Below are 26042 nucleotides of genomic sequence, written 5' to 3'. Positions count from 1 at the left end.
CAGAAACTTAACGGATGGCGGCGGGCGCCGACCATCCCGGAGACTTGGACATGATCAGACATTTTGTATTCGTGAAGTTTAAAGACGGCCTATCCGATGCGGATGTGGCGGAAATGGTCGAGCGTTTCGCCAGAATGGCGGAAGAAATGGACGAAGTCGCCGCGTTTGAATACGGCCCTAACAATAGTCCAGAGGGACTGACCAAAGGCCTGGAGCATTGCTTCAACCTGACCTTCACAACTATTGCGGATCGCGACGCATACCTTCCTCACCCCAAGCATGAAGCGTTCAAAGAGGTGTTCGTTCCAACTATCGCCGACGTCATGGTGTTCGATTACGAAGTGTCGGAATAAGGTAGTGAGCGTCCCGATGCGCGTTCAGAGTGCGTCGGGTCGGCGATGCTGATTTACTCTGCCGCCCCTTTCCGCGAGCTTTGCGATCTCTCCAGAGTTTCCTGATCGACAATATCCCGCAGTTGTTGAATAAACGGGTCTATGTTCGCGTACTTTTTGCCGTATTCCAGGTTAAACGCGTAATCGAAATCCTGAGGGTTTTTGCCCTGGTTGTGCTGCAGGATGGTTTCCATTTTATCCAACGCTTTAGCGACTTTGGCCTCAATGGATTGCACTTGGTCATAATCGTCCCAAAGCGCCAGAATATCCTGCTGCAAATGCTCCGGCAGCGGCTCCAGCAACTGTAGAAGGTCTTGTCGCTCCTGGATGGATTTATCTACGTCTGGAGACTGTGCAGTGGCGGGAATATCGCCGCTGATAGCTTCCCCGAGGTCGTGAATAATGCAAATCTTCAGCAGTTTGGCGAAATCCAGTTCCGGCAGAGCCTTTTCAAACACCATCGCCATCAGACAGAGACGCCAGGTATGTTCCGCGGTGCTTTCATTCCGTCCCGCAGAAGTCCAGGCGGAGCGGATAACGTTCTTAAGCTGCTCCGCCCCTCTTAAAAATTCCAATATTCCATGAATGTCGGATTGCAGCATTCGTCTTCTCCTTTTTGCTGTTAGTACTTCAAATGCCTACTCAGTGCCGGGCTGCTTAACTCTATTCTGAGTTCCCGCAGTCCAACTCAATCGGTTTCCAGGACGGCGGCGTCTGCATGGTATCCGGATAGCCGCCATTGGAATTACGGATGGCCGAGTAATATTGTCCCTTATAGCTTACCAAGTCGGAGACGTAATAGGACTGCGCAAAGCTCCAGGGCTTGATGTCGGCGCAATTGGGACCGTCGAAATCGGTCTCAGGACTCAGCAGGCTTTTAATCTGCGAGACCAGACTTTCTTTCTCACGCCAATCGTCTGAACCGACATCTTGCACTTCCTCTTCAACGCGTTGTTCGACGGGTGGCTTTTCCGTCACTGTCAGTGGGTCACCTGCAACCGAACCGTCCGCTTCGACAGCGTCCCCGCGGTTCTCAGGGGAAGTTTGCCCATCTGCTGAAAAACTGCTTTTAGCCGGCTCCGCCAGCACGTGGTCCTGCTCCTTAGCCGCCTCTTTGTCTGATGCTTTCAGAATCGCTTCGCAAGGCGGCAAGTCCAGTTTCTCCCAGGTAAAACCAATACCCGGCTGCATTCCTGAATGACGCATCCGCGACCGATACCAGACGCCATCATAAAAGGTCAGGTCGCCGGCTTCATAATTCTTGCTGGAGAACCATTTAATGACGTCGCTATCGCAGGTCGTCGCATGGACACTGGAAGCACCGAGAGAAAACATCAGGGCAAGAGCCAGAGTAACGCGTGGGATGATTAAAGTTCTATTCATATACGCCTTATTATTCGTTTCATCAGAACCAACAGTCGCACCTAACTTTACCCTAAGTGCAAGCCAGAAAACGCGCATCATACCGAAAAAAAGATCGGGATAGCCGCCTTTACAATTACTCGCGATAAATATATTTCTTATTGACTAAAAATTAACTAGAATTCCGCTCCCGGTTTAATACCGTTCAGTTGATAGCCTCGACCCGCTCGAACTCCAAACCCCCACTCTCATGCATACTATGTGGCTATGCATAATCAAAGGTTTAGTTTCCTCGGACGGATAGTTTCACAAAGGAGTATTACACTAAATGCAGAATAGATTCGCCCCAAATAGATTGAGCTCAACCACCTTATTTATCGCCAGTGCATTATTACTTTCTGCTTGCGGTGGGGGAAGCGGAGAGTCAGGCAAATACTCTAACTCCGACGGTAACCAACAAAACACTAAGTTACTTGTTATTGACGAAGACAATGCCGTGCAACTGGCTAGCCTAGTAGTGAAACTCGAATCGTTTATCTTTCATGCAGGCGAAGATAGCGACGCCGAAACTGAGTCTTGCCCCCGTTCAGGAACAATTACCACCAAGTTCAAACTTACAACTCTGAATCCCTCTGGGAAAAACGACGTAGCGGGCAGCTTTACCCCCAAAAACTGCTCCTATGACGGCAAGCTGGCTTTCAATGGCGGAATCAATTTAACTGGCAGCGCTACTCAGACCGAATTGGACGTGCTAATGACAGGGAAATTGACGGCCGGGCTGAGTGGGTCAAGCAAACAATTAAACGTCAACGATATCAAGGTGGTTGCATCCGACAACGAACTGAGGTCATCCGCCTCATTCAATATGAACTTGAGCGGCACAATCCTATCAAACGCTTCCGTTAAGGTTCAATCAACCACTAACATTGAAACAAATGAAGATTCCGACCGCCCTTACGTTGGTATTTTCCGGATTACTGGCGACCAGAACACTGTGTTAACAGTTAAGTATGACAGCTCTGAAGCTGGCGCTTATTTGGGCGTTAATGGAAACCCAAGCTACTTTATGACTTGGAAACAGCTTGAGAACTCCAATTTATTCGACATCAAGTAGCTTTATGCTCCGCCCGAACAACTTTTTTGAGCGGGCGGTCCACTTCGAATATCGAGCTATTTAACCCCAGCCACTCTGAAAGCCACCCGCGCCGTCTTACCCGCCTGATCCATCACGGATACGACATGCGGGCCGTTATTCAACGAAGTCAGCGTCCACTCCTGACCGGATTCCACGGAACCCAGCCATACTCCATCGAGAAACCAATGGTTTTCTCCCTGAGCGCCGTCCGCTTTCAATTTCACCTCTGGCAGCTCGCCTTCGCCCGGAAGAGGCGTTAGCGTGGAGCCGGGACGAACGCCCTCCATCGACAGGACGCCGATCGGCTGGTCGGCTTCCGCGCCGCAGGCTGGATGTATTGGCGGCAGGAGGTTATCTCTTTGCCGACGTCTGGGCAGCCATGGCTCCAGAGACGAAGGCCAGAGAGTCACCTGGGTTTGACTAACCTTGGGTTCAGTACAGTGAGGCGTGATTCGATATTGTCCTGATCCATCCAGACTCACCGCAACAGAAAGCGACTCCCCAAGGGATTGAAACGGATCTCGCAGCGTCGGCGGCGCTGCTTCATCCAATAGCCAGGCGTGATGCACTTGCTGACAGGCGTCGCCTGACTGCAGTTGCTGTTGCGTGCCCAACGGCCAGCAAATCGAGGCCTGGCGCACGCTCGCAGGCTGTGGAGAGGGTTGCAATGACTCTACGGGCATTAAATGCAGCAGCCGATCTAGCAAGGGCACCGCCGAAAAGCGGCCCGTATTATGGGGCAGCGCCGTGCCGTCAGGCCTGCCCACCCACACAGCTACTGTCACCGCCTCGGTGGAGGCCAGCGCCCAGGCGTCGCGATACCCAAAACTGGTGCCAGTCTTATAGGCGATCTTTGGCATCCAGGCCCGGCTTTGCCGATACAGGCTATTGCTGCGCTCCAAAGGCATACGTAAGGCATTTTGAATAATCCAGGCGGACCCCGCCGACAACAATCGCCGCTCCACCTTGGGGTCATCTGGTTGCAGTCGTATATGTCCCGCCATTCCCTGACGTCCCAATGCAGCATAAGCGCCGGCCAGTTCTTCCAGGGAGGCGCCCGCACCGCCCAGAACCAGAGACAAGTTTGGTCGCGCTCCGGGCGGCAGACGCAACCGAGTCCCCGCGTTGGCGAGTCTCGCATAGAACAGTTCCGGGCCCAACGCATCCAGCACCTGTACAGCGGGCACATTCAAAGAGCGACGCAGCGCATCGCTGACGCTGACGGGACCGGAAAAGCCCGTATCGAAGTTCAGCGGCCGATAGCCTGCGAACGCCAACGGTGCGTCCGTCAGTAGCGACTCAGAGTGAATCACGCCTTCATCAATGGCCATGCCATACAAGAACGGTTTCAATGTACTGCCGGGAGAACGCACCGCCTGAACCATATCCACATGCCCCGCCCTTTCCTCGGAACCGAACTCCGCGGTTCCCACATAAGCGCGCACCGCCAGAGTTGCGTTATCCACCACCAATACGGCAGCGGAAGTCTGCTCCGGAAACTGCCGAATATAATCCCCCACCAGTCTTTGCGCGGCCGTCTGCTGCGCACTGTCGATATTGGTTTGAATCAACGCCTGCTCTGGAAAAGCCTGACTGAGTCGTCGCGCCAATAATGGCGCCAGCATGGGATGAGGATTGAACAACGCGCTGACAGGTTCCTGCATCGCCTCGCGGGTTTCCTGCTGCGTCCATAGAGCGAATGTGCGCATGCGCTGAATAACCTTATCTCGGGCCAGACGCGCACGCTGTGGATAGCGGTCCGGTCGCAACGCCGAGGGACGCTGCGGCAACACCGCCAGTAGCGCCGCCTCAGCATGAGTCAACTGTGCGGCGGGTTTGCCAAGATAGGTATAACTCGCCGCCTGAACGCCTTCTACAGCGCCGCCGAATGGCGCGTAGTTGAGATACAGCGTGAGGATTTCTTCTTTGCTGAAATGCGTTTCCAGCTGCAACGCCCGAAACATCTGGTATACCTTTCCAGGCAAGGTGCGTGAATGCGGATGCAGTATTCGCGCGACCTGCATGGTCAACGTAGAGCCGCCGGAAATAGTCTCACGATGGTAAATCCACTGTCCGAAGGCGCGAACCAGCGCCAGTGGATTAACGCCCGGGTGATAGTAAAACCAGCGGTCTTCATAAGACATCAAAGCTTGCAGATAACGCGGCGACACCTGCTCCGGCGTCACAGGATAACGCCACACGCCGTCTTGATCCGGAAACGCCCGCAGCGGCTGTCCCTTGGCGTCCACCACCACCTGAGCGAAGCGGCGTCCTTGCTCTTGAGGCGCCTGCAAGGGAAACAAAGCGTCAGCGACGACAAACACGACAACCCAAAACAACAGGGCGCAGCCCAGCGCCAGCAGCAAATGAAGAAGGCTCTTGTGACGCCCTCTTCTACTTTTACGCACAGGTTGCGCCGCCGTCATCATTGCGCGGCGCGCTCCTTGATGGTCACTTTTCCTGGCGTACTGCTGATCGCGCGATAATACGGGCGGTACATGTCCTCCACAATCGTGGGAGGAATCACATACTCACCCGGCGACACTGCTCGCGCCAGATAAAAGATCACGGATGTGCTGTAGGCGTCTAGAGGGACTGCGGCGACATAACGGTCATCGAGGTACTCCTGGTGCAACACTCTGGTGTCCGCCACCCAGTCTCTGACCATTTTATTGCGCACCACCACTTCATCGAAGCGCGTGGCGTTAGCCAGATTCTGGTTTTCCAGCTCCAGTCCCGCCGGCAGCAGATCGACCAGCAACGCATCCGGCAGATAACGATTGCCCTGCGAACGCACCTGTAACATCACCAATACGAAGTCGCCGCTTTCCAGCTTTTTCATATTGAGAGGCTGGCCGTTCAAATCGAAAAACTCCCGCTCCAACTCAATACCGTCGTAGGTCGGTTTGGGCGCCTGCGTCGGGTACCCTTGCGCCTTGAACGTAACGAACAGAGGGAAGTCGTTCATGTTGCTCAGTTGCACATCGCCTGGCCAGGAGCCCTTACTCCAAGTGTTGATCCACTGCTGCGTCTGCTCGAACACCTCACTGTCGCCATTCAGAGCCAGGGAGGCTTTCCATGTCGCTCCAGCCTTGCTGTTCAGAGCAAGGGACAAACGGTAAAGAGCCATTTGTTCCTGCGTGGACAACCAGCGACGGTCGCGCAGCTCATCCCGCAATGGATAAATCAAGTCCCAGGGTTGCTTGGCGACAGCGCTATCCAGCGACAGTAACAGTGTCCAGGCGAGATCGCGCACCGGTGAACCGTAGTCGCCAGCGTAGTAGTGTTCAATTTCACCCCAATGCAGCGCTTTGTACCAGGCTTCCTGCGCGCGACGGGCGTCGCCCAGTTTCTCCAGCGCCAACGCCAGTTGCGCCAGCGGCAGAGGCGATTTGGCCCACTTGCTGTAGTTATCGTACAGAGTGCGAACGTCCGCCAGTTTGGCTTGCTGCACGGACGCCAACACCAGTGCGGCGTAGGCGCGATAGGCCAAGTGATAATGATCGCGGGCTTCGCTGTAGTAGCTGTTCTCGGTGCTGAGGCGCCCTTGCGTGGTCAGATACGTGCGCAGGCGGCCCAGTGCGTTATCAAGCAGCCCCTGATTCACGTTGTAGCCACGTTGCTTCGCCCCCAGCAGCAGATCCGTGGCGTATACGCTCAGCCAATGATACTCATCGCCGTCGTTGCCCCAGAGTCCGAAGCTGCCATCGTAGCGTTGCATGCCGGAGATGCGTCCCAGACCTTTCTCAATCCACTGGTCGCGCTCTTTGGCGAGCTGCTTGCCACTACTGCGGTCGTACTTGAACAGATCCTGCTCCGTCGCCAGCAACAGCGGCCAGACACGGCTGGAAGTCTGTTCAAGGCAACCATAGGGGTACTGGATCAGGTATTTCATGTATTCGTTGGAATCCAACGGCGGCACGGGGCCGACTGACAATTGCGTTTCCAGCGACGAGCTCTGAGCCATATCAATCAATGGGTCGGTCAGCGACATGGCCGCGCCGGATTCCAGCACGTGACTTTGTACATTCAACTGCGCCGGATAGGGCGGACGCAGGCCCAGTTTCCATTCACGTTGAATGTTGATCGCCGGTTCCAGACCATCTGTCGACGTGACGCTCAACGACAGTTTGCCCACGCCTTCCGCATCCATCGCCTCCAGAGGCAGACGCACCCATTCACGGCCTTTGCCGGCCAGGGTTGCTTCCGTAGCGGATTCCGCACCGCCCAGAGGGCCGTCGGCACTGACTTTGACACTCAGTTTACGTTGTTCCGGCAGCAGGTTTTGCAGGTCCCAGAGCGCTTCGGTTTTGTCGCCAAAGGCCAGGAAACGCGGCAGGTTGATCTCGGCGACAATCGGCGCCGCGATGGTCATGCGCTTTTCCGCAGAGCCGCTACGCGCCTCATCAAACGCCACCGCCATCAAGCGCACTTCGCCATTGAAATAAGGCAGCTGCAATTCGATGGTCCCCTTGCCTTCCGCATCCAGCGCCACTTTGCCTGAGTAGAGAGAGACAATCTGCACATCGCTGACGGGGGCATCGCCGCCACGGGACATCTCATCCGCATCGCCGCCGAAACGTTGTCTGGCGCGGTCCGCGCTGCTCATTTCAATCAGACTGGAATAGGTGTCGCGAATTTCCGCCGAGTAGCTGCGCGGACTAAAGAACCAGGCGAATGGGTCGGGCGTTTTGAAGCGGGTCAGGCTGAGGACGCCGGTATCCACCGCCGCCAGAGTCACCGCTACAGTCTTGGATGCAGTGGCGCCCGGCTGCACCTGAATCTGTACTGCAACCTTGCTCTCGGGCTCAACGCGCTCCGGCGCTTTCAGTTCGATCTGCATTTTTCTGGCTTCGCGGTCCAAAGGCAGATGACGCATGCCCCAGGCGCGACGCGGCATTTCCATGGCGGACTGTTTTCCAGGACGCAGCACCAGCGCTGTCGCGAACATATCGTGACGCGTCCAGACATCCTTCACGGGCACATTAATGTCCGCTTTGCCGTCTTTTACGTCCACAGCGCCACGCCACAGCAACTCGTTCGCTTCAACAGTGACGATAGCGCGTCCGTCAAACGGCGCCTGCAACCTCAGCTTGGCGGTGTCGCCACCCAAATAGGCGTTCTTATCCCAGCGCAACTCTACCTGCTCCGGGCGCGGACCTTTGCCGCCGCGCTCGCCGTCCCAGCTCCAACCCGCAAAGAACTTATAGGCATTGAGCAGGTTCTGCTGTTTGTCGCGCAACTCCAAACGATAGTTGCCATACTCAACCGGCACGGACACCGTCAAACGTTGCCCTGGCTCGATTTTCATCACGCGATTGTAGACAGGCTGGTTGCGCTCTGTGGTTTCATAATCCCAGCCGTCATCACTCCAACGCCAGTAATAGGCGGAGTCTTCCCGAATCAGAGTAGCGTCCAGGTATTCCATTCCCAGCAGCTCTTCCGCCTGGTTGATATGAATCAGCTCAAACACGGCGCTGGTTTCAGGATCAGCGATGTCGCCATCCCACAACGGACGCACGCCGACCAGGCTTTCGCTGGGCCATAGCGACTGTTGCCACTGACGGGCGACGGGACGGCCGCCAGACTCAAATACGCTGACATTGGCGCGCACACGTACAGGCATGGTCGCTTCCGACCAATGATTGGGAAGCGCCAGTGAGTACTGACCTTCATCATCGAGTTCCACGGGCGGCAGGGACAGCGTTTCTCTAAGCGCTTCGTTATCCTCACCGAAGATAAAGTCGGAAAAGGTTTCCGAAACCGTGCGCGCCGGCGCAATCTGTAATGTCGTTTCAGCCCGATTGCCGGAGGCTGGCGCGCCCCACAGATACTCTGCCTGCAACTGCAGGTTGATGGTGTCTGTGGTGCTGTAATTTTCCGCATCCGGCTTAATGTCCAAACGCATGCGTTCTGGCAGGAAATCTTCGACCTGCAGGCGATACAGGAAGTAATCGCCATTGCCTAATGTGGCTTTGAAAAACCAGTCTCCGGTCAGAGTGTTTTCCGGTAAAGAGAACGTGGTGGTATAAAAGCTCTGCTCATCCCCTTGCCAGGTGAACGAAGTGTGCACGCGACCGTCTGGACGGGTTAACTCCGCCTGGATCGGCATGGCGGTAACCTTGCGGCCGTCATGATCACGCAGCAAGGCGTTGATATGTACGGTCTCTCCTGGTCGATACAGGTCTCGCGGGCTGTACAGAAACAGCTCCAGCGGGTTTTGCTTACGGCTTGGCAGTTTAAACTCAGTCAAGTCCATCGCAGGCTGATTCAGGCGCACCAGCGCCAGTTGTTTATCTGTGCGCGCAATCGCCAGCACTGCGGACGTTTCAGCGCCTTCGAAAGTCGCCACGCCATCGGAGTCGGTTTTGGCGTTTCTCAGCAATTTGCCTTGCTGATTAAGCAACTCAATGCTGACGCCGCTGCGTGGCTTGGCGTCAGCCAACCCATTCACCCAGGCCAACATCTGATTTTGATAGGTGCGTACTTGCAGCCCAATGTCGCTGACAGTGAACCAGGTGGTGACGTATTCATAAGGGTAATGCCCGGCGCCTTTCATAATGGCGACGAAAATGCCCGGCTGTTTGAGAGGTTCGACAGAGGAAAGATCAACCAGACGACGTTTGCGTTTATTCACGTCGATATTCAGGTCGAAGCGACCGCCGTACACCAGCTCTCCCCAAGAGCGCAGTTGCTCCAGTTCGTAATAGCTGCGTCCCAGATAACCGCTGACAAAGTCGGTCATTTTGTCGTCGCTGATGCGCCAGATATCTATGTCGATCGCGTTGATATTCAGCGCTTCTATCTCCAGACCGTCAGTCAGCTCCGGCGACAACTGCGCGCCACGGCTGATAAAGCGAACGCTGGGGTCCAAACGGCGAGTATTGATCTGCTGACTGGCGCCCTCTTCCAGCATGCGCCCGGTGATAGCCGCCAACCCTTGCGACACAGTGACGGTATAACGCTTTTCAGGCTCGACAAAAGGAAAGAAGGCGGTTGTGCCGACGGGATTAAGAATCCAGTCTCCCGCGACCGGCTGATTCTGCTCATCCGCTACGGTCAGATAACGACCCAGCATCGTATCCTGATCCAAAGGCGCGGAGAAAGTTACGGACAGCGCAGGACCGTCATCCCAGGGTTGTTCGCCAATGCGTAGAATCTTGAATGGCGTTTGCGCATATTCTTGCTTGAGCGTTTCCCGGTCCACTTTAACCGGCGGCTTTTTGGCCTCTGGCTGTGGCGTCGGAATGGAGGTCTTTTTCTCTGCAATGGCCTGAGACTGTACTGCCTTGACGCTGTCGTCGTTGCCGGACTCGCCGGAGCAGCCGACCGTCAACACCAATAGTAAGCCCCATGCCCAACGGGTCAGAACTTCTCTCATACACTGTCCTTTAGAAGAGGTTAGTCGTAGCGATTTTTGATAAGCGTTTTTTTGAAGGATATCGCCGCACTTCGCCAACGCCCGATAACAGGCGGTCTGTATCAGCGTAACAAAGGTTTAGGGAATTATGCGGGCGAATTATGGCGAAAAATGGCGATAAGGGAAGCGGATTCTTGTGACGGGCCAGCACGACCAGCCTGCAAGGCTTGCGCTGGGCCGCTTAGCGCCTGGATAGGTAGTTGCACCTGTATCAAAGCCAGGCTGGCCGCTTTGCAGCGGCCAAAAGAAAGCAGAGCGATCAGTCGTCCAGGGTGTAGGCGGTTTTCTCCAACGTGCTTTCAGCGCCCTCGATAAAGGTAAAAGCGTTCCAGGCCACTCTAACCACATCGTTGTTATTCAAGCGACGGCGACCGCTGACCTTTTCATCATTGACGAAGGTGCCGTTTGTACTGCCATTGTCTGAAATAAAGACATCCAGTACGCCTTCCATGTATTGGTTCCGCTCTACCTCAATCAACGCGTGTTTGCCGCTGACGGCGATGTCATTAATCTGGATATCGCAGTTAGGATGCCTGCCGATTACGATTTCCGACTTCTCCAGAAGAAATTTATTCGCCACCACATCATCAATCAGTTGCGCTAGCATGGGCATACTCACATTTACCTCACTTCTTGCGGTCCTTCCGCTGAACATAGTCCTGTTTACCACTTCTTTCTTACAACGCGTCGCATCAAGCATCAACGGCCACGCCGCTTACCTCAACCATTAATACGGAGACATTGTCTTCCGCGCCTTTATTCAAGGTGGCTGCGATCAGGCTGTCTACGCGTTCTTCCTGTGGACGAACGCCGCTGGCCAACTCCCCAATCACCCCATCAGGCAACATATTGAATAAACCGTCAGAGCAAAGCAGAAGTCGCTCCCCCTCTTTGAGAGTGACATTGATGCAACTGAACAGCAGATCTTCCTGACACCCCAAGGCCTTGGTCAGCATATTACGGTAGGGTACGTTCGGTGCGTCCTGCTCTGTAATAGAGCCGTCGTCCAGCATCTGCTGCACGACGCTATCATCCCGGGTGAGCTGCCTCAGTTCCCCGGGTCGCGAGACTAAATAGCAGCGCGAGTCCCCGGCGTGCACAACACAGGCCTCGCCGTTATACGAGAACACCGCCACCAATGTGGTCCCCATACCCGACAAGGCGTCATTCAGCCTGCGTTCGACGCACACCGCCTCATTGGCCGCTTCGGCTGCGTCCAACAAGCGCTCGCGAATCAGGTACTCGGATAACTCGACATTGCGCCACATCAGATCGATGGCGCACTCAATAAAGGCTTCGACTGCAATGCGGCTGGCTTCAGCGCCCCCCGCGTGACCGCCCATGCCATCCGCCAACACCGCCAGCGCTCTACTTCCGTCAGTGGAAACGCGCCAGCCGATATAATCTTCATTCGCGCGACGGACACAGCCCACATGGCTTTGCCCACTTACTTTATATGTCAGCATAAGGCGGTTTTTCCAAACTCGTTCATGCAACATCTCCTTAGTTGTTCCGCCATTTCGCCTGCATTGGCATATCGCTTGGCAGGGTCCTTTTGCAACGCCTTATTGGTAATTCGAACAGCGCTTGCGGGAAGCTCCGGCCTCAGCTCTCTGACGCTACGGTGCTTTTTGTTCAGAATCTGCTGAGTCAATTCAGGTAAGGAGTCCGCGTTAAATGGCGGCTCCCCTGTCAGCAACTGATAAAATGTCACACCCAAACTGAATATGTCCGAGACACCGTTCACTTTGCCGCCTTTCAATTGTTCCGGCGACATATACAACGGGCTGCCCAGCATTTGTCCAGTGCGTGTTTTCGACTTGTCGGAGATCCGCGCAATGCCGAAATCAGTTACTTTAACCTGTTGGTTATCCGGGTTGAAGATGATATTTGCGGGTTTGATGTCGCGGTGCACGATATTTTTCTGGTGGGCGTACTCCAGCGCATCCGCCACTTTCGCCATCAACATGTACACAACCTCAACAGGCAGCAGTCGACCAGGCTTGGCGTAAACGTTAAGGCTCTTGCCTTGAATATAGTCCATGGCGATAAAGGCGAGGTCGGCTTCTTCACCGACATCATAGACCGTCACGATATTGGGATGATCCAATCTGCCCGCCGCTTCCGCCTCACGGAAGAAGCGCGCCTTGAGATCAGCCAGGCGATGGGAGTCGAATTGCCTGTAATTCAACGTCTTAACGGCGACCTGACGGGATATTTTAGGATCGCGCCCCAGATACACCACGCCCATAGCGCCGCGTCCCAACTCGCGCAGGATTTCATAGCGCCCCAACACCGGACGGGATATATCCGCTGGCGTAGCCAGCGTTTGTGTCGCCGCCCACTCGGTGTCTCCCGCCTGCTGCATCGTTTCGAATTTCGCCAGTTTCTTAGCCCGTTCCGCCACATCGCGGAATTTGGGATTGGCGGCGGCAATGGATAAGTAGGTATTGGCGGCGGCGTCATACTGACGCTTTTTTTCCTGCTGCACTGCCACGTCGTACACAATGGCGCAGGCGTCTTCTCTGGACAAACACGGACGCAGCGTCGTGAGTGTTTCTTCCAACATGCCTTGTTTCAGCTGCATTTTACCCAGACGTAAACTGACATCCTGACGCGCCTCCCGCAACGCTTCGATTTGCTTTTGCTGTTTCAGCCAGAACGCCATGATCAGATAACCCGCCACCAGGAACTGGATCGTCACTCCCAGCGGCAGCCATCTGGACTGCGCCACTTGCATTCCTATCTGGATAACAGAGAGGGAAACCACAAACACAGCAACAGTAAAAAAACCCGCCGGCCACGTCATTCTGGGCAGTACGGCCACAAGCAGCAGCATGCAGAGCAAAATGAGCGCTTTCTCAGCCAGGAAAAACCAGGGCGGCGTCTGCAGACCCGGCGCGACGCGGAACGCATTGGCTTCAATTTGACTGGCGGCGTCTAATTTCGCCGAAGCCAGATAGGGGTCTAAAAAGAATACTGGAGAAGGCGCCAGCCCCGGCATCAGCCTTTGCGTCAGCGGAACATCATCGGCAGGTTTGATGGGGGTGTTCTTGTTCAGGCTCCAGGCCGCGTTATACAACCAGGTATCCAGGGAGGGAATATGACGGGCCAGTTGCGGCGCAACCACGATAAGACAAGCGGCCGCAACGACCACCGTACGTAAGCTATATGCGCGCGCCAGCAATCGGCGCACAGTATTGAAAACCGAATGACGCTTCGCCGCCACGCTGAGTATCCCTGCTTTAATTCTGATGAAAAATGGCGATCAGCCGATTCTGCAGAGATTAACGGACACTTAGAGAAACTTATAGATAAATTAGTTTAAGTTTCGTTACATATTGTTGTGTTCTAACACAACTAACGAGGAGCCCCCCAAAAAGGGGACGGCTCTCGTCGCTCCAGGGGGGGGAGTTAAGCTAACTGGAAAGGATACAGCGGGCCTAATTGCAGCAGCTGAGTCAGTTCGTCCAGCGCCTTACGGCACTCGGTCAACAACTGTGGGTCAGCCAGATCCTGCTGGGAAATGCGGTCGCGGTAGTGCTTGTCCACCCACGCATTAAGGGTGTCGAACAATGCGTCGGACATCATTACATGAGGATGCACCGCCGCCAGCTCCGCCTCCGTCAGCGCCACCCTCAGACGCAAACAAGCAGGGCCGCCGCCGTTTTTCATGCTTTGTTTCAGGTCGAAAACTTCCACGCGCTTGATGGGACCGCCGCGTGTGACCAAGTCGTCCAGATAGGCTTTCACGTTGGGGTTGTCACGGCACTCATGAGGCACCACCAGCATCATGTCGTCGTCATTCAGGCTCAGCAACTGGCTGTTAAACAGGTAGCTGGACACCGCGTCCGCCACGGACACTTCGCTATCGGATACCTTGACCGCCTTCAGTAGACAGCCTTGCAGCTTCGCTTCCAGCTCGGTCAGGATCTTCGACGTGTGCAAAAACGCCTGCTCATGGTAGAACAGCACATTGCGATTACCTACCGCGATCACGTCATTGTGAAACACGCCCTGGTCGATGACCGCCGGGTTTTGCTGCGCGTACACCACTGACGAATCGGCCAGTCCGTGCAAACGCGCTACCGCCTGACAGGCCTCCAGCGTCTGCCGCGCAGGGTATTTCATTGGACGCGGCGCGTTCTCGTCGAACGCCACACGGCCGTACACAAACAGCTCCACGCCCTTGTCTTCATAGTTTTTACAAAAACGGGTGTGGTTGGCCGCGCCTTCGTCGCCGAACTGGCTGGTGGGCGGCAGCGCCTTATGATGAGCAAAGTGCTGCTCGTTATTGAAAATGCCCTGCAGAATGCGCGTCGTCGTCGGATGCTCGATCGAACGATGGAATTTCGCGTTCAGGTTCGCTGCGGTGAAATGTACGCGGCCATCCGTCGTATCCGCGCTGGGCGAGACCGTCGCCGCGTTCGCCGTCCACATACAGGAGGCGGATGCGACCGCTCCCAGAAACACCGGCGCTTGATGGGCCGCCTGCAGCAACACTTCCCGATCAGAACCGGCAAAGCCCAGTCCGCGGAGCGTTGCAATGTCCGGGCGTTCCTGCGGCAGCAACACGCCCTGCTTAAAGCCCATGTCGTGCAGGGCCTTCATTTTGCGCAGCCCCTGCTTGGCGGCTTCCTTGGGGTTGGACACATCGCGAATATTGGTTTCTGAGGCCACGTTGCCGTATGAGAGCCCGCTATAGTTGTGAGTCGGCCCCACCAGCCCGTCAAAATTGACTTCAAATGCCTTCATCGTCTATCCGCCTCTTTTACTCGTGTAAATTCTTTGCTGTTTTGCAAGCCATAACGCTTATAAGGACATGCCCGGCGATAACTGCGCTGGCGCCTGCGCCTGATCAGCTTCAAGAGAAGCGACCGGATAGGCGCAATAGTCCGCCGCATAGTAGGCGCTGGGGCGGTGATTGCCGCTGGCGCCCACACCGCCGAACGGCGCGGCGCTGCTGGCGCCAGTGAGAGGCTTGTTCCAGTTGACGATGCCCGCGCGCACTTCCAGCCAGAAGCGGTCATACAGCTCGCGTGAGTCGCTGATCAGCCCCGCCGCCAGACCGAATCCAGTCTTGTTAGCCAGTTCCAGAGCCTGATCGAAATCGCGGTAGCGCAATACTTGCAGCATAGGTCCGAAGTGTTCTTCGTCAGGCAGCTCCTGCACATCGGTGACGTCGATAACGCCAGGACTCAACAGGCTCGCGTTTTCCTGCAGACTGCGCATCTCCAGAAGGATACGTCCGCCTTCCGCAGCCAGTTTGTTTTGCGCCGCCAGCATCTGATCCCGCGCGCGCAGGGAAATAACGCCTCCCATAAATGGCTGAGGGTCCGCGTCATAGCGCCCTACCTGCAAATTAGCCGCCGCAGCGACCAGCTCATCCAGAAACGCCTGGCCTTCTGTTGTATCTGGAACCAGCAGGCGGCGTGCGCAAGTGCAACGCTGGCCAGCAGAAACAAAGGCGGAGAACAGCGTATGATGCACTGCGCCTTTCAAATCATAGGGAGGCGCGATAATCAGCGGGTTGTTGCCGCCCATTTCCAACGCCAGGATTTTCTCAGGACGACCGCCGAACTGACGGTGCAGGCTGTGTCCGGTCGGTGAACTGCCGGTAAACAGCAGTCCGTCGATTTGCTCGTTGGCGGCCAGAGCCACGCCGGTTTCCCGCGCGCCCTGCACTAAATTCAATACCCCGTCCGGCAAGCCGGCTTTCGCCCAAATGCGCACCGTTTCTTCCGCGAACCAAGGGGTCAACTCGCTTGGCTTGAAGACAATCGTATTGCCGGCAATCAGCGCAGGTACGATGTGCCCGTTGGGCAAATGACCCGGGAAATTATAGGGGCCAAAAACCGCCAGCACGCCGTGCGGACGATGCTTCAACACCGCATGTCCCGCCGCCACATCCTGCTCGGATACGCCAGTGCGCTCATTAAACGCCTGAATAGAGATCCCCACTTTGGCGACCATGCTGGCCACCTCGGTGCGCGCCTCCCACAACGGCTTGCTGGTCTCTTTGCCGATGACTTCGGCGAGGCGCTCTTTGTCCTCTTCCAGCAACGTCGCGAAGCGTTTGACAATGTCGATACGTTTGGCGACATCCAGACGTCCCCAGCTGCGAAACGCCTGACGGGCCGCTTGCACCGCCTGCGCCACGACTTCATCAGAAGCCGCTGCGCCTTTCCACAAACAATCCTGGGTCACTGGGTCCAGGGACTCAAATTCCACGCCGCCGCCGGCAAGCCAGCGTCCGTTAATAAATGCGCTCTCACGTACTGTCATGCATCGCTCCTCTTCGCTTTCAACGCGACCACTCGTACGGTATCCCCTGCCCCCATTTGTAAATGGTCCATCAGGTCATGGTTAAGAGATACGGTGTCGGATTTAATCTGGTCGCTGTCGAGCAGTCCCACCCTGAAGTTGGAGAAGGACCGGTTGGAAATCATATAGGGTTCAGTAATGTCGCTGGCGCCGGTTTTCTGCACCGGCATGACAAACCGCTTGGCGCTGTCGCGCACGCTGCGGATGCCGTGAATGAAAGACTCCACCAACGGGCCGGCGTCAAAAATGTCCACCAGTCCATTGAAATTAAAGCCTTCGCTTTCCAGCATGGCCAGCGCAGGCCGGGTATGCTCATGCACCCGGCCAATCACATCGCGGGCTTCCTGGCTGAAAAAGGGCACATAAATGGGATACTTGGGCATCAGTTCGGCGATAAACGCTTTGTTGCCGATGCCGGATAAATAATCCGCCTGAGAGAACTCCAGGCTGAAAAACTTACGGCCCAGGTCTTCCCAAAATGGAGACTGGCCTTGTTCGTTAGTGTAACCGCGCATTTCAGCGAAGATCTTATTGCTGAAACGCTCAGAAAAGTCCGCCAGAAACAGAAAGCGGCATTTCGACAACAGCTGGCCATTGAAGCTGTTGCGGTATTTCTCATGCAAGAACAACGTGCAGATCTCGCTGCAGTTAGTCATATCGTTGGTGAGGTACAGCGTCGGCGTCTGTTTGTGAATGCCCAGTTCTTTGGAGGCGTTCACCGTGGTGGACACCCTGTAGTTGTACCAGACTTCATCCAGACCGACTCGCGCCTTGATGGCGCTGACGCCGACAATCGTCCCGGCGTCGGTATCCTCCAGCCCGAACATATAGTAGGCGTGTTCCTGCTCGATGCGCTCAGAAAAAGAGCGCTCCGACTCTTCAATTCTCTGCGACAACAGCTCGCGGTTGGCGGGCAGCGTGGTTACGCCAATGCCAGCGCTTTTCGCCAGTTCGTATACCGCATCCAAGTCTTTGCCGCTAATGGGGCGAATGATCATCATGTTGAAATCCTCTTGCTTCGGCCCTGTCTTATGCTTCGCTTAAAGTGTTAGTTCCAACGCCGATCACAAGGGCGCGAACTGAACGTTGTCGCCTTCCGACACCAGAATCGCCTCGGCGGTGCTGCGCTTCAACCGCAGCAGGTCGCCCATGCCATCAGTGACATTGGCCAGCGTCGCCCGGAAGTCTTCGAACAGGGTGTTGCACATCAGGTACTGCAGGCCGGTTTGGTTATCCGACAGCTTGACCTGCTTGGATTTGGTGGATTTCACGGTGGTCAGATTGTCCAGATCCGCCTCCAGTGTCGGGCCACCGTCGAAAATGTCGATATAGCGGCCCATGCGGAAGCCTTCCCGATTCAGGAACTGGCAGTTGTCCCTGGCCGCCGAGTGCGGATGCGCAATGGCGTCCTGAGCGTCTTTGGTCAGCAGGTTCACATAAATCGGATGAGGAGGCATCATTTCCGCAATAAAGGTTTTGCTTTTGATGCCGGAGTAGTAATCCGCCGTCGCGAAGTCCATATCGAAGAAATGGCGGCCAAGGCTATCCCAGAACGGGGAGTCGCCGTTATCTCCCTGCTTGCCCTGAATTTCAACAATAATGCGGGACTGGAAGCGTTCGCGGTGCTGCCCCATGAACAGGAAACGCGAACGCGACAGTAAATCGAAATACTCCGTTTTGCGATAACGGGGAGAAATGGTCAGCGAGCACAGCAGCGGCGAGCCAGTGAGCTCATGGGTCATATAAAGAATGGGAACCTTGTTGAACACCCCCAGCTGCTGCGAGGAGTGAATGAGTTCATCCAGCCGGTAGTTATAAAACGGCGCGCCATTACCGGCGCAGGCGTCAATGCCTGATGTGCCGAGAATTTCCTTGTTTTCGGTATCCTCAAGCACAAACAGATAGCGCTCCTTGCCCGCCATGGATTCATCGCCGGCGAAGGAACGGCAGGACTGGTCGATTTTCTCGCCCAGTTTGTCGCGGTCCGCAGGCAGGGTGGACACCTGCGCTGCGCTCTCGTTTATCAACTTTTCAATGCCGGGCAGGTCGGCGAAGCGGCTGGGGCGAAAAACCACCATTCTCATTCCCTCCAATTAATTCAGACTGACAGGTTGTACAAGTTAGTTCCCTTTAACTTTCCTTATTGCCCTTGCGCGACGCGGGCCACTGCTCTTTCGAAGCGAGCCAGTCCTTCTTTTATCTCGTCATCGCCGATGATTAGAGAAGGCGCCAGTCTTACCACGCTAGGCCCTGCGATCAGCGCCAGCACGCCTTCTTCCAGCGCCGCAGTCATGAACTGCTTGGCCTTGCCCTGCCACTCTTCAGTGAGCGCCGCCCCGATCAGCAGGCCCATACCGCGAACGGCGCTGAATATGCCATATTTCTCATTGATCGCCTTCAGCCCGGACACCATCAGCTCATGCTTGCGCTCAACGCCCTGCAGTACTTCCGGCGTGTTAACGATATCCATAACCTTGTTCGCTACCGCGCAACCCAGCGGGTTGCCGCCGTAGGTGCTGCCGTGAGTGCCCACAGTGAGGCTCTTCGCCACTTCCGTGGTGGTCAACATGGCGCCGATAGGGAAACCGCCGCCCATCGCTTTAGCGGTGGTCAGAATGTCCGGCGTCACGCCATACTTCATGTACGCATACAGCGCTCCGGTGCGGCCAACGCCAGTCTGTACTTCGTCGAAAATCAGCAACGCGTCGTGCTGGTCGCACAACTCTCTGGCGCGCTTCAGGTAGGCTTCATCCGCTGGCGTGACCCCGCCCTCGCCTTGCACAGGCTCAACCACGAAGGCGCAGGTGTTTTCATTGATGGCGGCTTCCAGAGCGGCGATATCATTGAAAGGCACATGCTTGATGCCGCCGGGAACCGGCTCGAAGCCTTCGCGATATTTGGCTTGTCCGCCAACGCTGACAGTAAACAGGGTACGGCCGTGGAAGCTGTTGTTACAGGCCACGATTTCATGCTTCTGCGGCCCATGTTTTTCCCAACTGTAACGACGCGCCAGCTTGAACGCCGCCTCGTTGGCTTCGCCGCCGGAGTTGGAGAAGAACACGCGGTCGGCGAAGGTCATGTCCGTCAGCTTTTTAGCCAGAAGAATAGCCGGTTCGTTCGCCAGTACGTTGCTCAGGTGCCACAGTTTTTGCGCCTGCTCGGTCAACGCCGCCACCAGTTCCGGATGAGCGTGCCCCAAACCGGTGACCGCAATGCCGCCCGCCAGATCAATGTATTCTTTGCCAGCCTGGTCCCAGACTCGAGAACCGATGCCGTGAGTGGGAATAATCGGGCCCGGCGCATAGTTGGGAACCATTACCTGATCAAACATTTCTCTGGTGACTTGGCTAGAGGTCATTCATCTTCTCCATTCAGGTGGACCGGCCAACGCTCCGCAGCGTCTCCGGCGAAGTTATTTTTTACGGGCCTGCTCAGCCCAATGTCAGTTAGTTTAGGAACAAAAGAAATAGAAGGATTTCGCAAAGGCGACATGAATTTACAGATTTGCGCACCCCGACGCAGGCCGCCATACGTAGTTAAGGCAATTTCAATGGGCTATAGCATATTGATTCGCCAGAGAATAATACTGTCGCGCGACAGTCCCCGTCTCGCTTAGTATAGGAAGGCTTCTATAAAGGGTGTGAATAACCATGAAAAAAACGCTCGCAAAAATCAAGGACGTAAAAAACCGGTACAAAGAACGCCGCACGCCTCTGGGGCTGGAGTTCGCTATCGCTGATAGCGTCAACTTTCTCAACGCGGCGGATTGGGATCGCATCGCTTCCTCCGCATCCGTCTTTCTGCAGCGGGACTACTTACAGGCGCTGGAGTTCAACGCGCCAGACAATGTTTCCCCCCGCTACGGCCTGATATATAAAGACCGCACCCCTATCGGCGTAGTCAGCTGCCAGATCGCAGACGTCTCCGGCGACCGCATGATCAAGAACGAAAAAACCGACAACGCCAAGGCCAAACTGAGTCAGAAATACCAGGAGCGCATTTTGGTCTGCGGCAATCTGGTATCCTGCGGCCTTCACGGCGTGGCGTTCGCTGAGGGCGTCGATGTGGAACTGGGATGGCGGGCCCTGGCGGAGTTACTGTATCGAATTCGCCGCGGAGAAAAATTGGGGGGCGCCATCGATTTTGTCATGTTGAAGGACTTCAACAGCGAACTGTTGCCGCAATCCGACACCCTGAAACGCTACAGCTACCGCTCCATTCAAACCGATCCGGAGATGGTGCTGACGCTGGAGCCGGGAACCCGAACCTTCGAGGACTACCTGCAAAGCCTCACTGGCAAGTACCGTAAACGTATCACCTCCATCATTAAGAAGCTGCAGGACGCTGGCGTGGAAACGCAATCACTGGAAAGCATCAGCAAAGAACAAGACGAAGCGCTGCACGCGCTTTACCTGCAAGTGGAGAATCGCGCCGCCGCCCGACTCGCCACCTTGCCCAAAGGTTATTTCAAAGCCTTGTCAGACTCATTAGGCGACCGTTTCGCCTGCACAACACTGTCACAGGGTGGCCGTATTGTGGGCTTCGTCACTTCCGTAAAAGATCGGGACACCTCCATGGCCTATTACGTGGGCATGGATTATGAGGTCAATGCCGAGCTGCCCCTGTATTTTCGTCTGCTGCAACTCTCTATCGAGCATGGCTGCCAATTTGGCTGCAGCAAAGTGTCGTTAGGGAGGACCGCCCTGGAGCCGAAGGCCAATCTCGGCGCCAAACCTGTGGAATGTCATCTGTGGATGCGGCATCGCGCCGCGGCGGTCAATTATGTGGTGCGCAAACTGTTTCGAGCGATCCCTCATGCGGAAGCGCCGACTCGTAATGCGCTAAAGACTGTCGAGCAGTAACCGCTATTCGCCGGCGGCCTTCAGGGCTGACCGGCTCTCTCTTCACTGGGCGTCAATCCATACAGGTTTCGATAAGCAGTGGAAAAGTGAGCGCCGGAGGAAAATCCGGTTTTCAATCCAATGTCGGTGATGCTCAAGGGGGAGGAACATAGCATATCCCGCGCTTTTTCCAGGCGGATTTGCAGGTAATAACGGGAAGGTACGGAATCCAGGTAGCGCTTGAACAGTCGTTCAAGCTGACGCCGGGAGATTTCCAAATGCTTGGCGATATCATCCGTCGTCAACGGCTCTTCTATATTATTCTCCATCAGTTGCACCGCATCGCAGAGCGCTGGAGCCTCTCTTTTCGCCAGCAGATCTGGGCGCTTGCGCCCGGTAGTTTTGGCGCCGCCAAGACGCTCCCGCATGATGGCCTGCGACGCCATTTCCGCCAGTTCCACCCCGTGATGCCGCCCGATCATGAACAACGCCATGTCCAGCGCAGCGGTGCCGCCGCGACAGGTCCATATATTTCCGTCAACGGAAAACACATCCTGGGATGGAAAACACGCTTGCGCCTGCACTGAAAAAGCGTCTGGAATCTGTAAAGAGGCTTTTTTCCCCCGCAACAATCCCAACTCAAGCAACATAGAACAGCCGTTAGCCACGCCCCCCAGCCAAGACAGGCTTTTGTTGTGCGTGGCGAGCCATTCTTTTTCCAGAAGCGGCGTTTTATAAAGTCCCACAGAACCGCAGACGACCAGCGCATCCAGGCCGGCGGCATGCGCCAGAGAGCGGTCCACAGACACCGCCACGCCGTCTCCCGACGTCACTACCGGCTCCGCGCCCAGGCGCACCAGCCGATACTTGCGTTCATCCAACAGCTCATTACAAACCCGCAACGGCTCCACCAGGCTGGCGTATGACAGCATGGAAAACCCCGGCAGTAACAATATGCCCAGTTTGCAGCTCAAGACCGATTCCTCACTCCCGGTAGCCCGCCGTCGGGCGGCGCTGAAAAATTCTGCTATAAATAAGAGTAATAATAGATTAAGCGGCTGCGACAAAACCATCTAAAGAACGCCACGGCGATGCCGGGATGGCGGCGTCGCGTCCAGCGGTTAAGGAGCTTATCCTATTCGTCCGCGAAGTATAACTCCCGCCGCCTGTTGAACTAAATTCAAAGACGGAAGCGACATGGCTAACATCTTCAAACGGGCAACCAAGCGCATCACCATATTCCACCGAGCACTAATGATGAGCGGCGTTTTCGCCATTATCCTCACCTGCGCGCTTGTTTACTTGCTGGGGGCGGTGCACGACATGCTCAGCACCATCGAAGGTCAGCGCAGCATGGTGGAGCAGCAAAACACAGCTGTCGCCAAGCAGAATCAGCTGGTCAGTCAGCAACAACACCTCAACGCTCTGCTGGCGGAAAGCCAGACCGCCTTCGCCCAGTATTCCGAATACCTTTATTGGCGTCTGGACTCCGCCACCACCGCCGAAGAACGCTCCATCAGTCAGGGCGACAAAGCAGAGAAAAGTCTGCGCGACACACTGGATAAAATTGCTGGGACCGATGAGGAAATGGCGGATGTAGCGGATGTCGTGCTGATGTATCTGGACGACTTCAACAAGTCCATCGCCGAAGCAGTGGACCGCACTCGCAACAATGATTCCCGCCAGCGCGTCAGCGCAATGATTGGCGAAGCCCGCACCGCCAGCATGGCGATGAGCTCCACGTTCAAAATCATACTGGAAGAAGCCGCCAAGGCGGCGGCTGCAGCCAACGAGGGGGTTGGACAGGCGGCGCAAGAGGTGTCTCTCGCAGCCAGCCAAGTACTGGAGGCCAACGACTCCGTCGCCGCCAGCGGTCGCAGTCTGCAGCAGGAAGTATTGTTCATTCTTGTGGTGTCGGTCACCGTTTCCCTGCTCGTCGGCTTTCTGTTATCGCGCTCGATCACTCAGCCCATTCACCGCCTGCGTCGGGTGATTGCTGAAATAGAAGACACCAACGATCTCACCAAACGCGTGGATTACAATCGTCAGGACGAAATCGGCGCCATTGCTTTGGCGTTCAACGCCATGATGGATAAGTTCTCCGTTATCGTGGGCGATCTGGCGAAAACCACGGATGAGCTGTCTTCATCTTCAGAACAAAGCGCTCGCATCAGCGCACAAACTAAAGAGTCCGCAGAACAGCTCAGTCATGAAACTGACCAGGTGGCGACGGCATCTAACGAAATGACCGCGACCGTGAAAGGTATTAATGAAAATACCGACAACGCCGCCAATATTGCGTTAGAGGCGCGTAAAGCCTGCGAATCCGGCAAAACCGCTGTGGATGGCGCTATGACTCGCATCAATGAACTGACTCAGGCGATCAACGAAACCTCGGACTCTGTCGGCCAACTCGCCAAAGAAAGCGAATCCATCGGCGCCGTCCTGGACGTTATACGCGGTATCGCCGAGCAGACCAACCTGCTGGCGCTGAACGCCGCCATCGAAGCCGCTCGCGCGGGAGATCAGGGGCGCGGCTTCGCCGTAGTCGCTGACGAAGTGCGCACGCTCGCGCAGCGCACCGGCAATTCCACGGATGAAATTCAAAAAATGATAGAACAGCTCCGCGCTGGCGTTAACAAGGCGGTCAGCAGAATGGAGCAAAGCCGCAAACGCGCGGAAGGTACAGTCACTCAAGCGAATCAAGCCAGCGAATCGATTGACCAGACGCTCTCCGCCGTCACCTCCATGCATGACGCCAATCAGTATGTAGCGCAGGCCACCTACGAACAACGCGAGGCGGCGGAAAGTATTGACCGCAGCATCGTAAACATCAGCGAGCTGTCGCAAACCCTGCACACCGCTGCGGAGGAGAACTTCCAGTCCAGCGATAACCTGAAACAGATGGTGACCCGGCTCAGGCAATTAGTCGTGCAGTTCAGATACTGATCGACGTAATGCGACGCCTGTGGAAAGCCCTGTCGCCATGGCGCTCGCTAAACAGTGAGAGCAGTCGACGCGTCGCTCAGGATCAGAACTAGTGCAATGTCCCCAGCCTTTCTCTTTTATAGCGCACCCACTCGCCATCCACACACTTGTAATAGAACGCCATCATGTACGTGCTGACCGGCATTTGAATGCGAATGATATCTCCGTTGGATGAAACCTGCATAATCAAGCCCTCGTATAACAGTGCCGGCGTTCCTGCTTGTGCGGCGACGCCGGGAAGTGTTTAAAAATACAGTACTGTAATCTTATACAGTATTTTTAATTCTGTCTACACTTTGTTCAACTCTTGTTTTGTTGGCATCCCCTTTCGCATTGGTTAATGTACTGGCGCCCGCCCGGAGCAATCGGGCCAATAGAATGAATAAGGTTTCGACACCCCATGAAGAAAAAAATACTGACAGGACTGTTAATCACACTGATCATCGCAGTCCTCTCATTTTTCGCCCTGGTTCCGCCACTGGTGGATAACGCCAGCAATCAGCTCACGAGCTCACCGCCGCAACCGGCGACGGATAAAGTCAAAAGCCTGCACCAGTCTCTGTTCATCGCCGACCTGCACTCCGACTCCCTGCTATGGGGCCGCAATCTGTCCAAGGGCTATCAGCGGGGCCATATGGACCTGCCACGTCTGAGGGAAGGAGGCATGGCGCTGCAGGGGTTTTCGGTGGTGACGAAAGTTCCCTTCGGTCTGAACATCCAGAAAAACGCGGGGGACAGCGATATGATCTTTTGGCTGGGGCTGTCCCAGGCCTGGTCGCCCAGCGCATTACAAAGCCTGCTGAGTCGCGCCGAACGTCAAGCCGGGATGCTCAGTGACATCGCAGCATCGCCAGATAACAAGTTCAAGCTCATTCTAAGTCGTAAGGATTTGCAGGATTTCATCGCAGTGCGCAAAACTGACAAGGACGCTCTCGCCGGCTGGCTCACACTGGAAGGAGCGCAAGCGATGGAGGGTGATCTGAAAAACCTTGACGCGCTATATGAAGCTGGCTTCCGTATGATCGCCCCTACCCACTTCTTCGACACGGAGCTGTCCGGCTCCGCTCACGGCGTCAGCAAAGGCGGCCTAACCGCGCTGGGGAAACAGTGGGTTAAAGCTATGGAGGATAAGTCCATGATTATCGACCTGGCCCACGCATCTCCCAAAACCATTAGCGACGTGCTGAACATGGCCAAGCGCCCCGTTATCGTGTCGCACACTGGCGTCAAAGGGACATGCAACAATAACCGCAATTTATCCGACGCTCAGCTAAAAGCCATCGCCGCCAACGGCGGCATCGTCGGCATTGGGTTTTGGTCAACCGCGGTATGCGGACGCGACGCCGCGTCCATCGCCCGCTCGATCAAATACACGGTCAACCTGATTGGTGTGGAGCACGTGGCGATGGGCTCAGATTTTGACGGAGCCGTGGCGACGCCCTTCGACGTCGCTCACTTGGATGGCTTAACTGAAGCACTGCTGAAAACAGGACTGAGCGAGCAGCAGATTCGCAAGGTAATGGGCGAGAACATCCGCGATTTTCTGCTAAAAAACCTCCCGCCCGCTTGATCCTTCCAGC

General features: G+C 55.6%; 19 protein-coding genes. 5 read left to right on the top strand and 14 right to left on the bottom strand.

Translation table 11 applies throughout. The features are described 5' to 3' along the window. The first annotated feature begins 50 nt into the window (after positions 1–50). Positions 51–353 carry a Dabb family protein gene (locus tag AC2IBB_RS11180; protein ID WP_486332934.1) on the top strand — a complete coding sequence of 101 codons (303 nt, stop codon included), beginning with the start codon at positions 51–53 and terminating at the stop codon, positions 351–353. A gap of 53 nt (positions 354–406) precedes the next feature. On the opposite strand, the gene AC2IBB_RS11175 is transcribed toward AC2IBB_RS11180, so the two are convergent. Further along, entirely contained in the window at positions 407–994 is a 588-nt protein-coding gene (locus AC2IBB_RS11175) for an HD domain-containing protein (protein ID WP_486332933.1), read from the bottom strand. 61 nt (positions 995–1055) lie between these two features. Beyond that, complete coding sequence (locus AC2IBB_RS11170; protein ID WP_486332932.1) at positions 1056–1775, bottom strand: hypothetical protein; 720 nt, start codon at positions 1773–1775, stop codon at positions 1056–1058. Positions 1776–2082: 307 nt separating this feature from the next. Between AC2IBB_RS11170 and AC2IBB_RS11165 the strand changes: the two genes are divergently transcribed. Further along, entirely contained in the window at positions 2083–2868 is a 786-nt protein-coding gene (locus AC2IBB_RS11165; RefSeq protein WP_486332931.1) for a hypothetical protein, read from the top strand. 56 nt (positions 2869–2924) lie between these two features. On the opposite strand, the gene pbpC is transcribed toward AC2IBB_RS11165, so the two are convergent. The 10 genes from pbpC to AC2IBB_RS11115 all read right to left on the bottom strand — a co-directional run bounded on the left by pbpC (position 2925) and on the right by AC2IBB_RS11115 (position 19991). Next, positions 2925–5318 carry a penicillin-binding protein 1C gene (pbpC, locus tag AC2IBB_RS11160; RefSeq protein ID WP_486332930.1) on the bottom strand — a complete coding sequence of 798 codons (2394 nt, stop codon included), beginning with the start codon at positions 5316–5318 and terminating at the stop codon, positions 2925–2927. Beyond that, complete coding sequence (locus tag AC2IBB_RS11155) at positions 5315–10270, bottom strand: alpha-2-macroglobulin family protein (RefSeq protein ID WP_486332929.1); 4956 nt, start codon at positions 10268–10270, stop codon at positions 5315–5317. Before AC2IBB_RS11155 ends, pbpC begins: the two co-directional genes overlap by 4 nt. A gap of 298 nt (positions 10271–10568) precedes the next feature. Beyond that, entirely contained in the window at positions 10569–10922 is a 354-nt protein-coding gene (locus tag AC2IBB_RS11150; RefSeq protein ID WP_486332928.1) for an FHA domain-containing protein, read from the bottom strand. A 79-nt stretch (positions 10923–11001) separates the two neighbouring features. After that, on the bottom strand, positions 11002–11775 hold the full coding sequence (locus AC2IBB_RS11145; RefSeq protein WP_486332927.1) for a PP2C family protein-serine/threonine phosphatase: 774 nt from the start codon (positions 11773–11775) through the stop codon (positions 11002–11004). After that, positions 11769–13538 (bottom strand): serine/threonine-protein kinase, encoded by a 1770-nt coding sequence (locus AC2IBB_RS11140; RefSeq protein WP_486332926.1) that lies wholly within the window; start codon positions 13536–13538, stop codon positions 11769–11771. The genes AC2IBB_RS11145 and AC2IBB_RS11140 overlap by 7 nt, the downstream gene beginning before the upstream one ends. 185 nt (positions 13539–13723) lie before the next feature. Beyond that, a complete protein-coding gene (gene astB / locus AC2IBB_RS11135) occupies positions 13724–15064 on the bottom strand; it encodes an N-succinylarginine dihydrolase (protein ID WP_486332925.1) in 1341 nt (446 codons plus the stop codon). Between the two features lie 57 nt (positions 15065–15121). Then, a complete protein-coding gene (gene astD / locus AC2IBB_RS11130) occupies positions 15122–16594 on the bottom strand; it encodes a succinylglutamate-semialdehyde dehydrogenase (RefSeq protein ID WP_486332924.1) in 1473 nt (490 codons plus the stop codon). Continuing rightward, positions 16591–17634, bottom strand: a complete 1044-nt coding sequence (gene astA, locus AC2IBB_RS11125) for an arginine N-succinyltransferase (protein ID WP_486332923.1) — start codon at positions 17632–17634, stop codon at positions 16591–16593. The genes astD and astA overlap by 4 nt, the downstream gene beginning before the upstream one ends. A gap of 63 nt (positions 17635–17697) precedes the next feature. Beyond that, positions 17698–18711, bottom strand: a complete 1014-nt coding sequence (gene aruF, locus AC2IBB_RS11120; RefSeq protein WP_486332922.1) for an arginine/ornithine succinyltransferase subunit alpha — start codon at positions 18709–18711, stop codon at positions 17698–17700. A 62-nt stretch (positions 18712–18773) separates the two neighbouring features. Next, on the bottom strand, positions 18774–19991 hold the full coding sequence (locus tag AC2IBB_RS11115; protein ID WP_486332921.1) for an aspartate aminotransferase family protein: 1218 nt from the start codon (positions 19989–19991) through the stop codon (positions 18774–18776). Positions 19992–20283: 292 nt separating this feature from the next. Here AC2IBB_RS11115 and AC2IBB_RS11110 point away from each other — a divergent pair, with 292 nt between their 5' ends. Further along, the gene (locus AC2IBB_RS11110; RefSeq protein ID WP_486332920.1) at positions 20284–21495 is read left to right on the top strand and encodes a GNAT family N-acetyltransferase; all 1212 of its coding nucleotides are present in this window, start codon (positions 20284–20286) and stop codon (positions 21493–21495) included. A gap of 20 nt (positions 21496–21515) precedes the next feature. Here the strand turns inward: AC2IBB_RS11110 and AC2IBB_RS11105 are convergent, their stop codons facing one another. Then, positions 21516–22448: a GlxA family transcriptional regulator gene (locus AC2IBB_RS11105; RefSeq protein WP_486332919.1), complete on the bottom strand. Its 933-nt coding sequence runs from the start codon at positions 22446–22448 to the stop codon at positions 21516–21518. A 223-nt stretch (positions 22449–22671) separates the two neighbouring features. Between AC2IBB_RS11105 and AC2IBB_RS11100 the strand changes: the two genes are divergently transcribed. Next, the gene (locus tag AC2IBB_RS11100; RefSeq protein ID WP_486332918.1) at positions 22672–24423 is read left to right on the top strand and encodes a methyl-accepting chemotaxis protein; all 1752 of its coding nucleotides are present in this window, start codon (positions 22672–22674) and stop codon (positions 24421–24423) included. A gap of 88 nt (positions 24424–24511) precedes the next feature. On the opposite strand, the gene AC2IBB_RS11095 is transcribed toward AC2IBB_RS11100, so the two are convergent. Continuing rightward, entirely contained in the window at positions 24512–24646 is a 135-nt protein-coding gene (locus AC2IBB_RS11095) for a hypothetical protein (RefSeq protein WP_011395847.1), read from the bottom strand. A 216-nt stretch (positions 24647–24862) separates the two neighbouring features. Here AC2IBB_RS11095 and AC2IBB_RS11090 point away from each other — a divergent pair, with 216 nt between their 5' ends. After that, positions 24863–26032: a dipeptidase gene (locus AC2IBB_RS11090; RefSeq protein WP_486332917.1), complete on the top strand. Its 1170-nt coding sequence runs from the start codon at positions 24863–24865 to the stop codon at positions 26030–26032. Positions 26033–26042 lie beyond the last annotated feature (10 nt).

It is taken from the genome of Hahella sp. NS-SX17, from assembly GCF_057367735.1.
The sequence above is the reverse complement of the archived record's forward strand: the minus strand, read 5'-3'. Positions and strand labels throughout refer to the sequence as shown.

Bases quoted from the DNA above. Each gene is read 5' to 3' on its own strand.
- AC2IBB_RS11150 (WP_486332928.1), bottom strand. From the start codon at position 10,922: ATGCCCATGCTAGCGCAACTGATTGATGATGTGGTGGCGAATAAATTT.
- AC2IBB_RS11115 (WP_486332921.1), bottom strand. From the start codon at position 19,991: ATGACCTCTAGCCAAGTCACCAGAGAAATGTTTGATCAGGTAATGGTT.
- AC2IBB_RS11110 (WP_486332920.1), top strand. From the start codon at position 20,284: ATGAAAAAAACGCTCGCAAAAATCAAGGACGTAAAAAACCGGTACAAA.
- astD (WP_486332924.1), bottom strand. From the start codon at position 16,594: ATGACAGTACGTGAGAGCGCATTTATTAACGGACGCTGGCTTGCCGGC.
- AC2IBB_RS11180 (WP_486332934.1), top strand. From the start codon at position 51: ATGATCAGACATTTTGTATTCGTGAAGTTTAAAGACGGCCTATCCGAT.
- AC2IBB_RS11095 (WP_011395847.1), bottom strand. From the start codon at position 24,646: ATGCAGGTTTCATCCAACGGAGATATCATTCGCATTCAAATGCCGGTC.
- AC2IBB_RS11170 (WP_486332932.1), bottom strand. From the start codon at position 1,775: ATGAATAGAACTTTAATCATCCCACGCGTTACTCTGGCTCTTGCCCTG.
- astB (WP_486332925.1), bottom strand. From the start codon at position 15,064: ATGAAGGCATTTGAAGTCAATTTTGACGGGCTGGTGGGGCCGACTCAC.
- AC2IBB_RS11100 (WP_486332918.1), top strand. From the start codon at position 22,672: ATGGCTAACATCTTCAAACGGGCAACCAAGCGCATCACCATATTCCAC.
- pbpC (WP_486332930.1), bottom strand. From the start codon at position 5,318: ATGATGACGGCGGCGCAACCTGTGCGTAAAAGTAGAAGAGGGCGTCAC.
- astA (WP_486332923.1), bottom strand. From the start codon at position 17,634: ATGATGATCATTCGCCCCATTAGCGGCAAAGACTTGGATGCGGTATAC.
- AC2IBB_RS11175 (WP_486332933.1), bottom strand. From the start codon at position 994: ATGCTGCAATCCGACATTCATGGAATATTGGAATTTTTAAGAGGGGCG.
- AC2IBB_RS11090 (WP_486332917.1), top strand. From the start codon at position 24,863: ATGAAGAAAAAAATACTGACAGGACTGTTAATCACACTGATCATCGCA.
- AC2IBB_RS11145 (WP_486332927.1), bottom strand. From the start codon at position 11,775: ATGCTGACATATAAAGTAAGTGGGCAAAGCCATGTGGGCTGTGTCCGT.
- AC2IBB_RS11155 (WP_486332929.1), bottom strand. From the start codon at position 10,270: ATGAGAGAAGTTCTGACCCGTTGGGCATGGGGCTTACTATTGGTGTTG.
- aruF (WP_486332922.1), bottom strand. From the start codon at position 18,711: ATGGTGGTTTTTCGCCCCAGCCGCTTCGCCGACCTGCCCGGCATTGAA.
- AC2IBB_RS11165 (WP_486332931.1), top strand. From the start codon at position 2,083: ATGCAGAATAGATTCGCCCCAAATAGATTGAGCTCAACCACCTTATTT.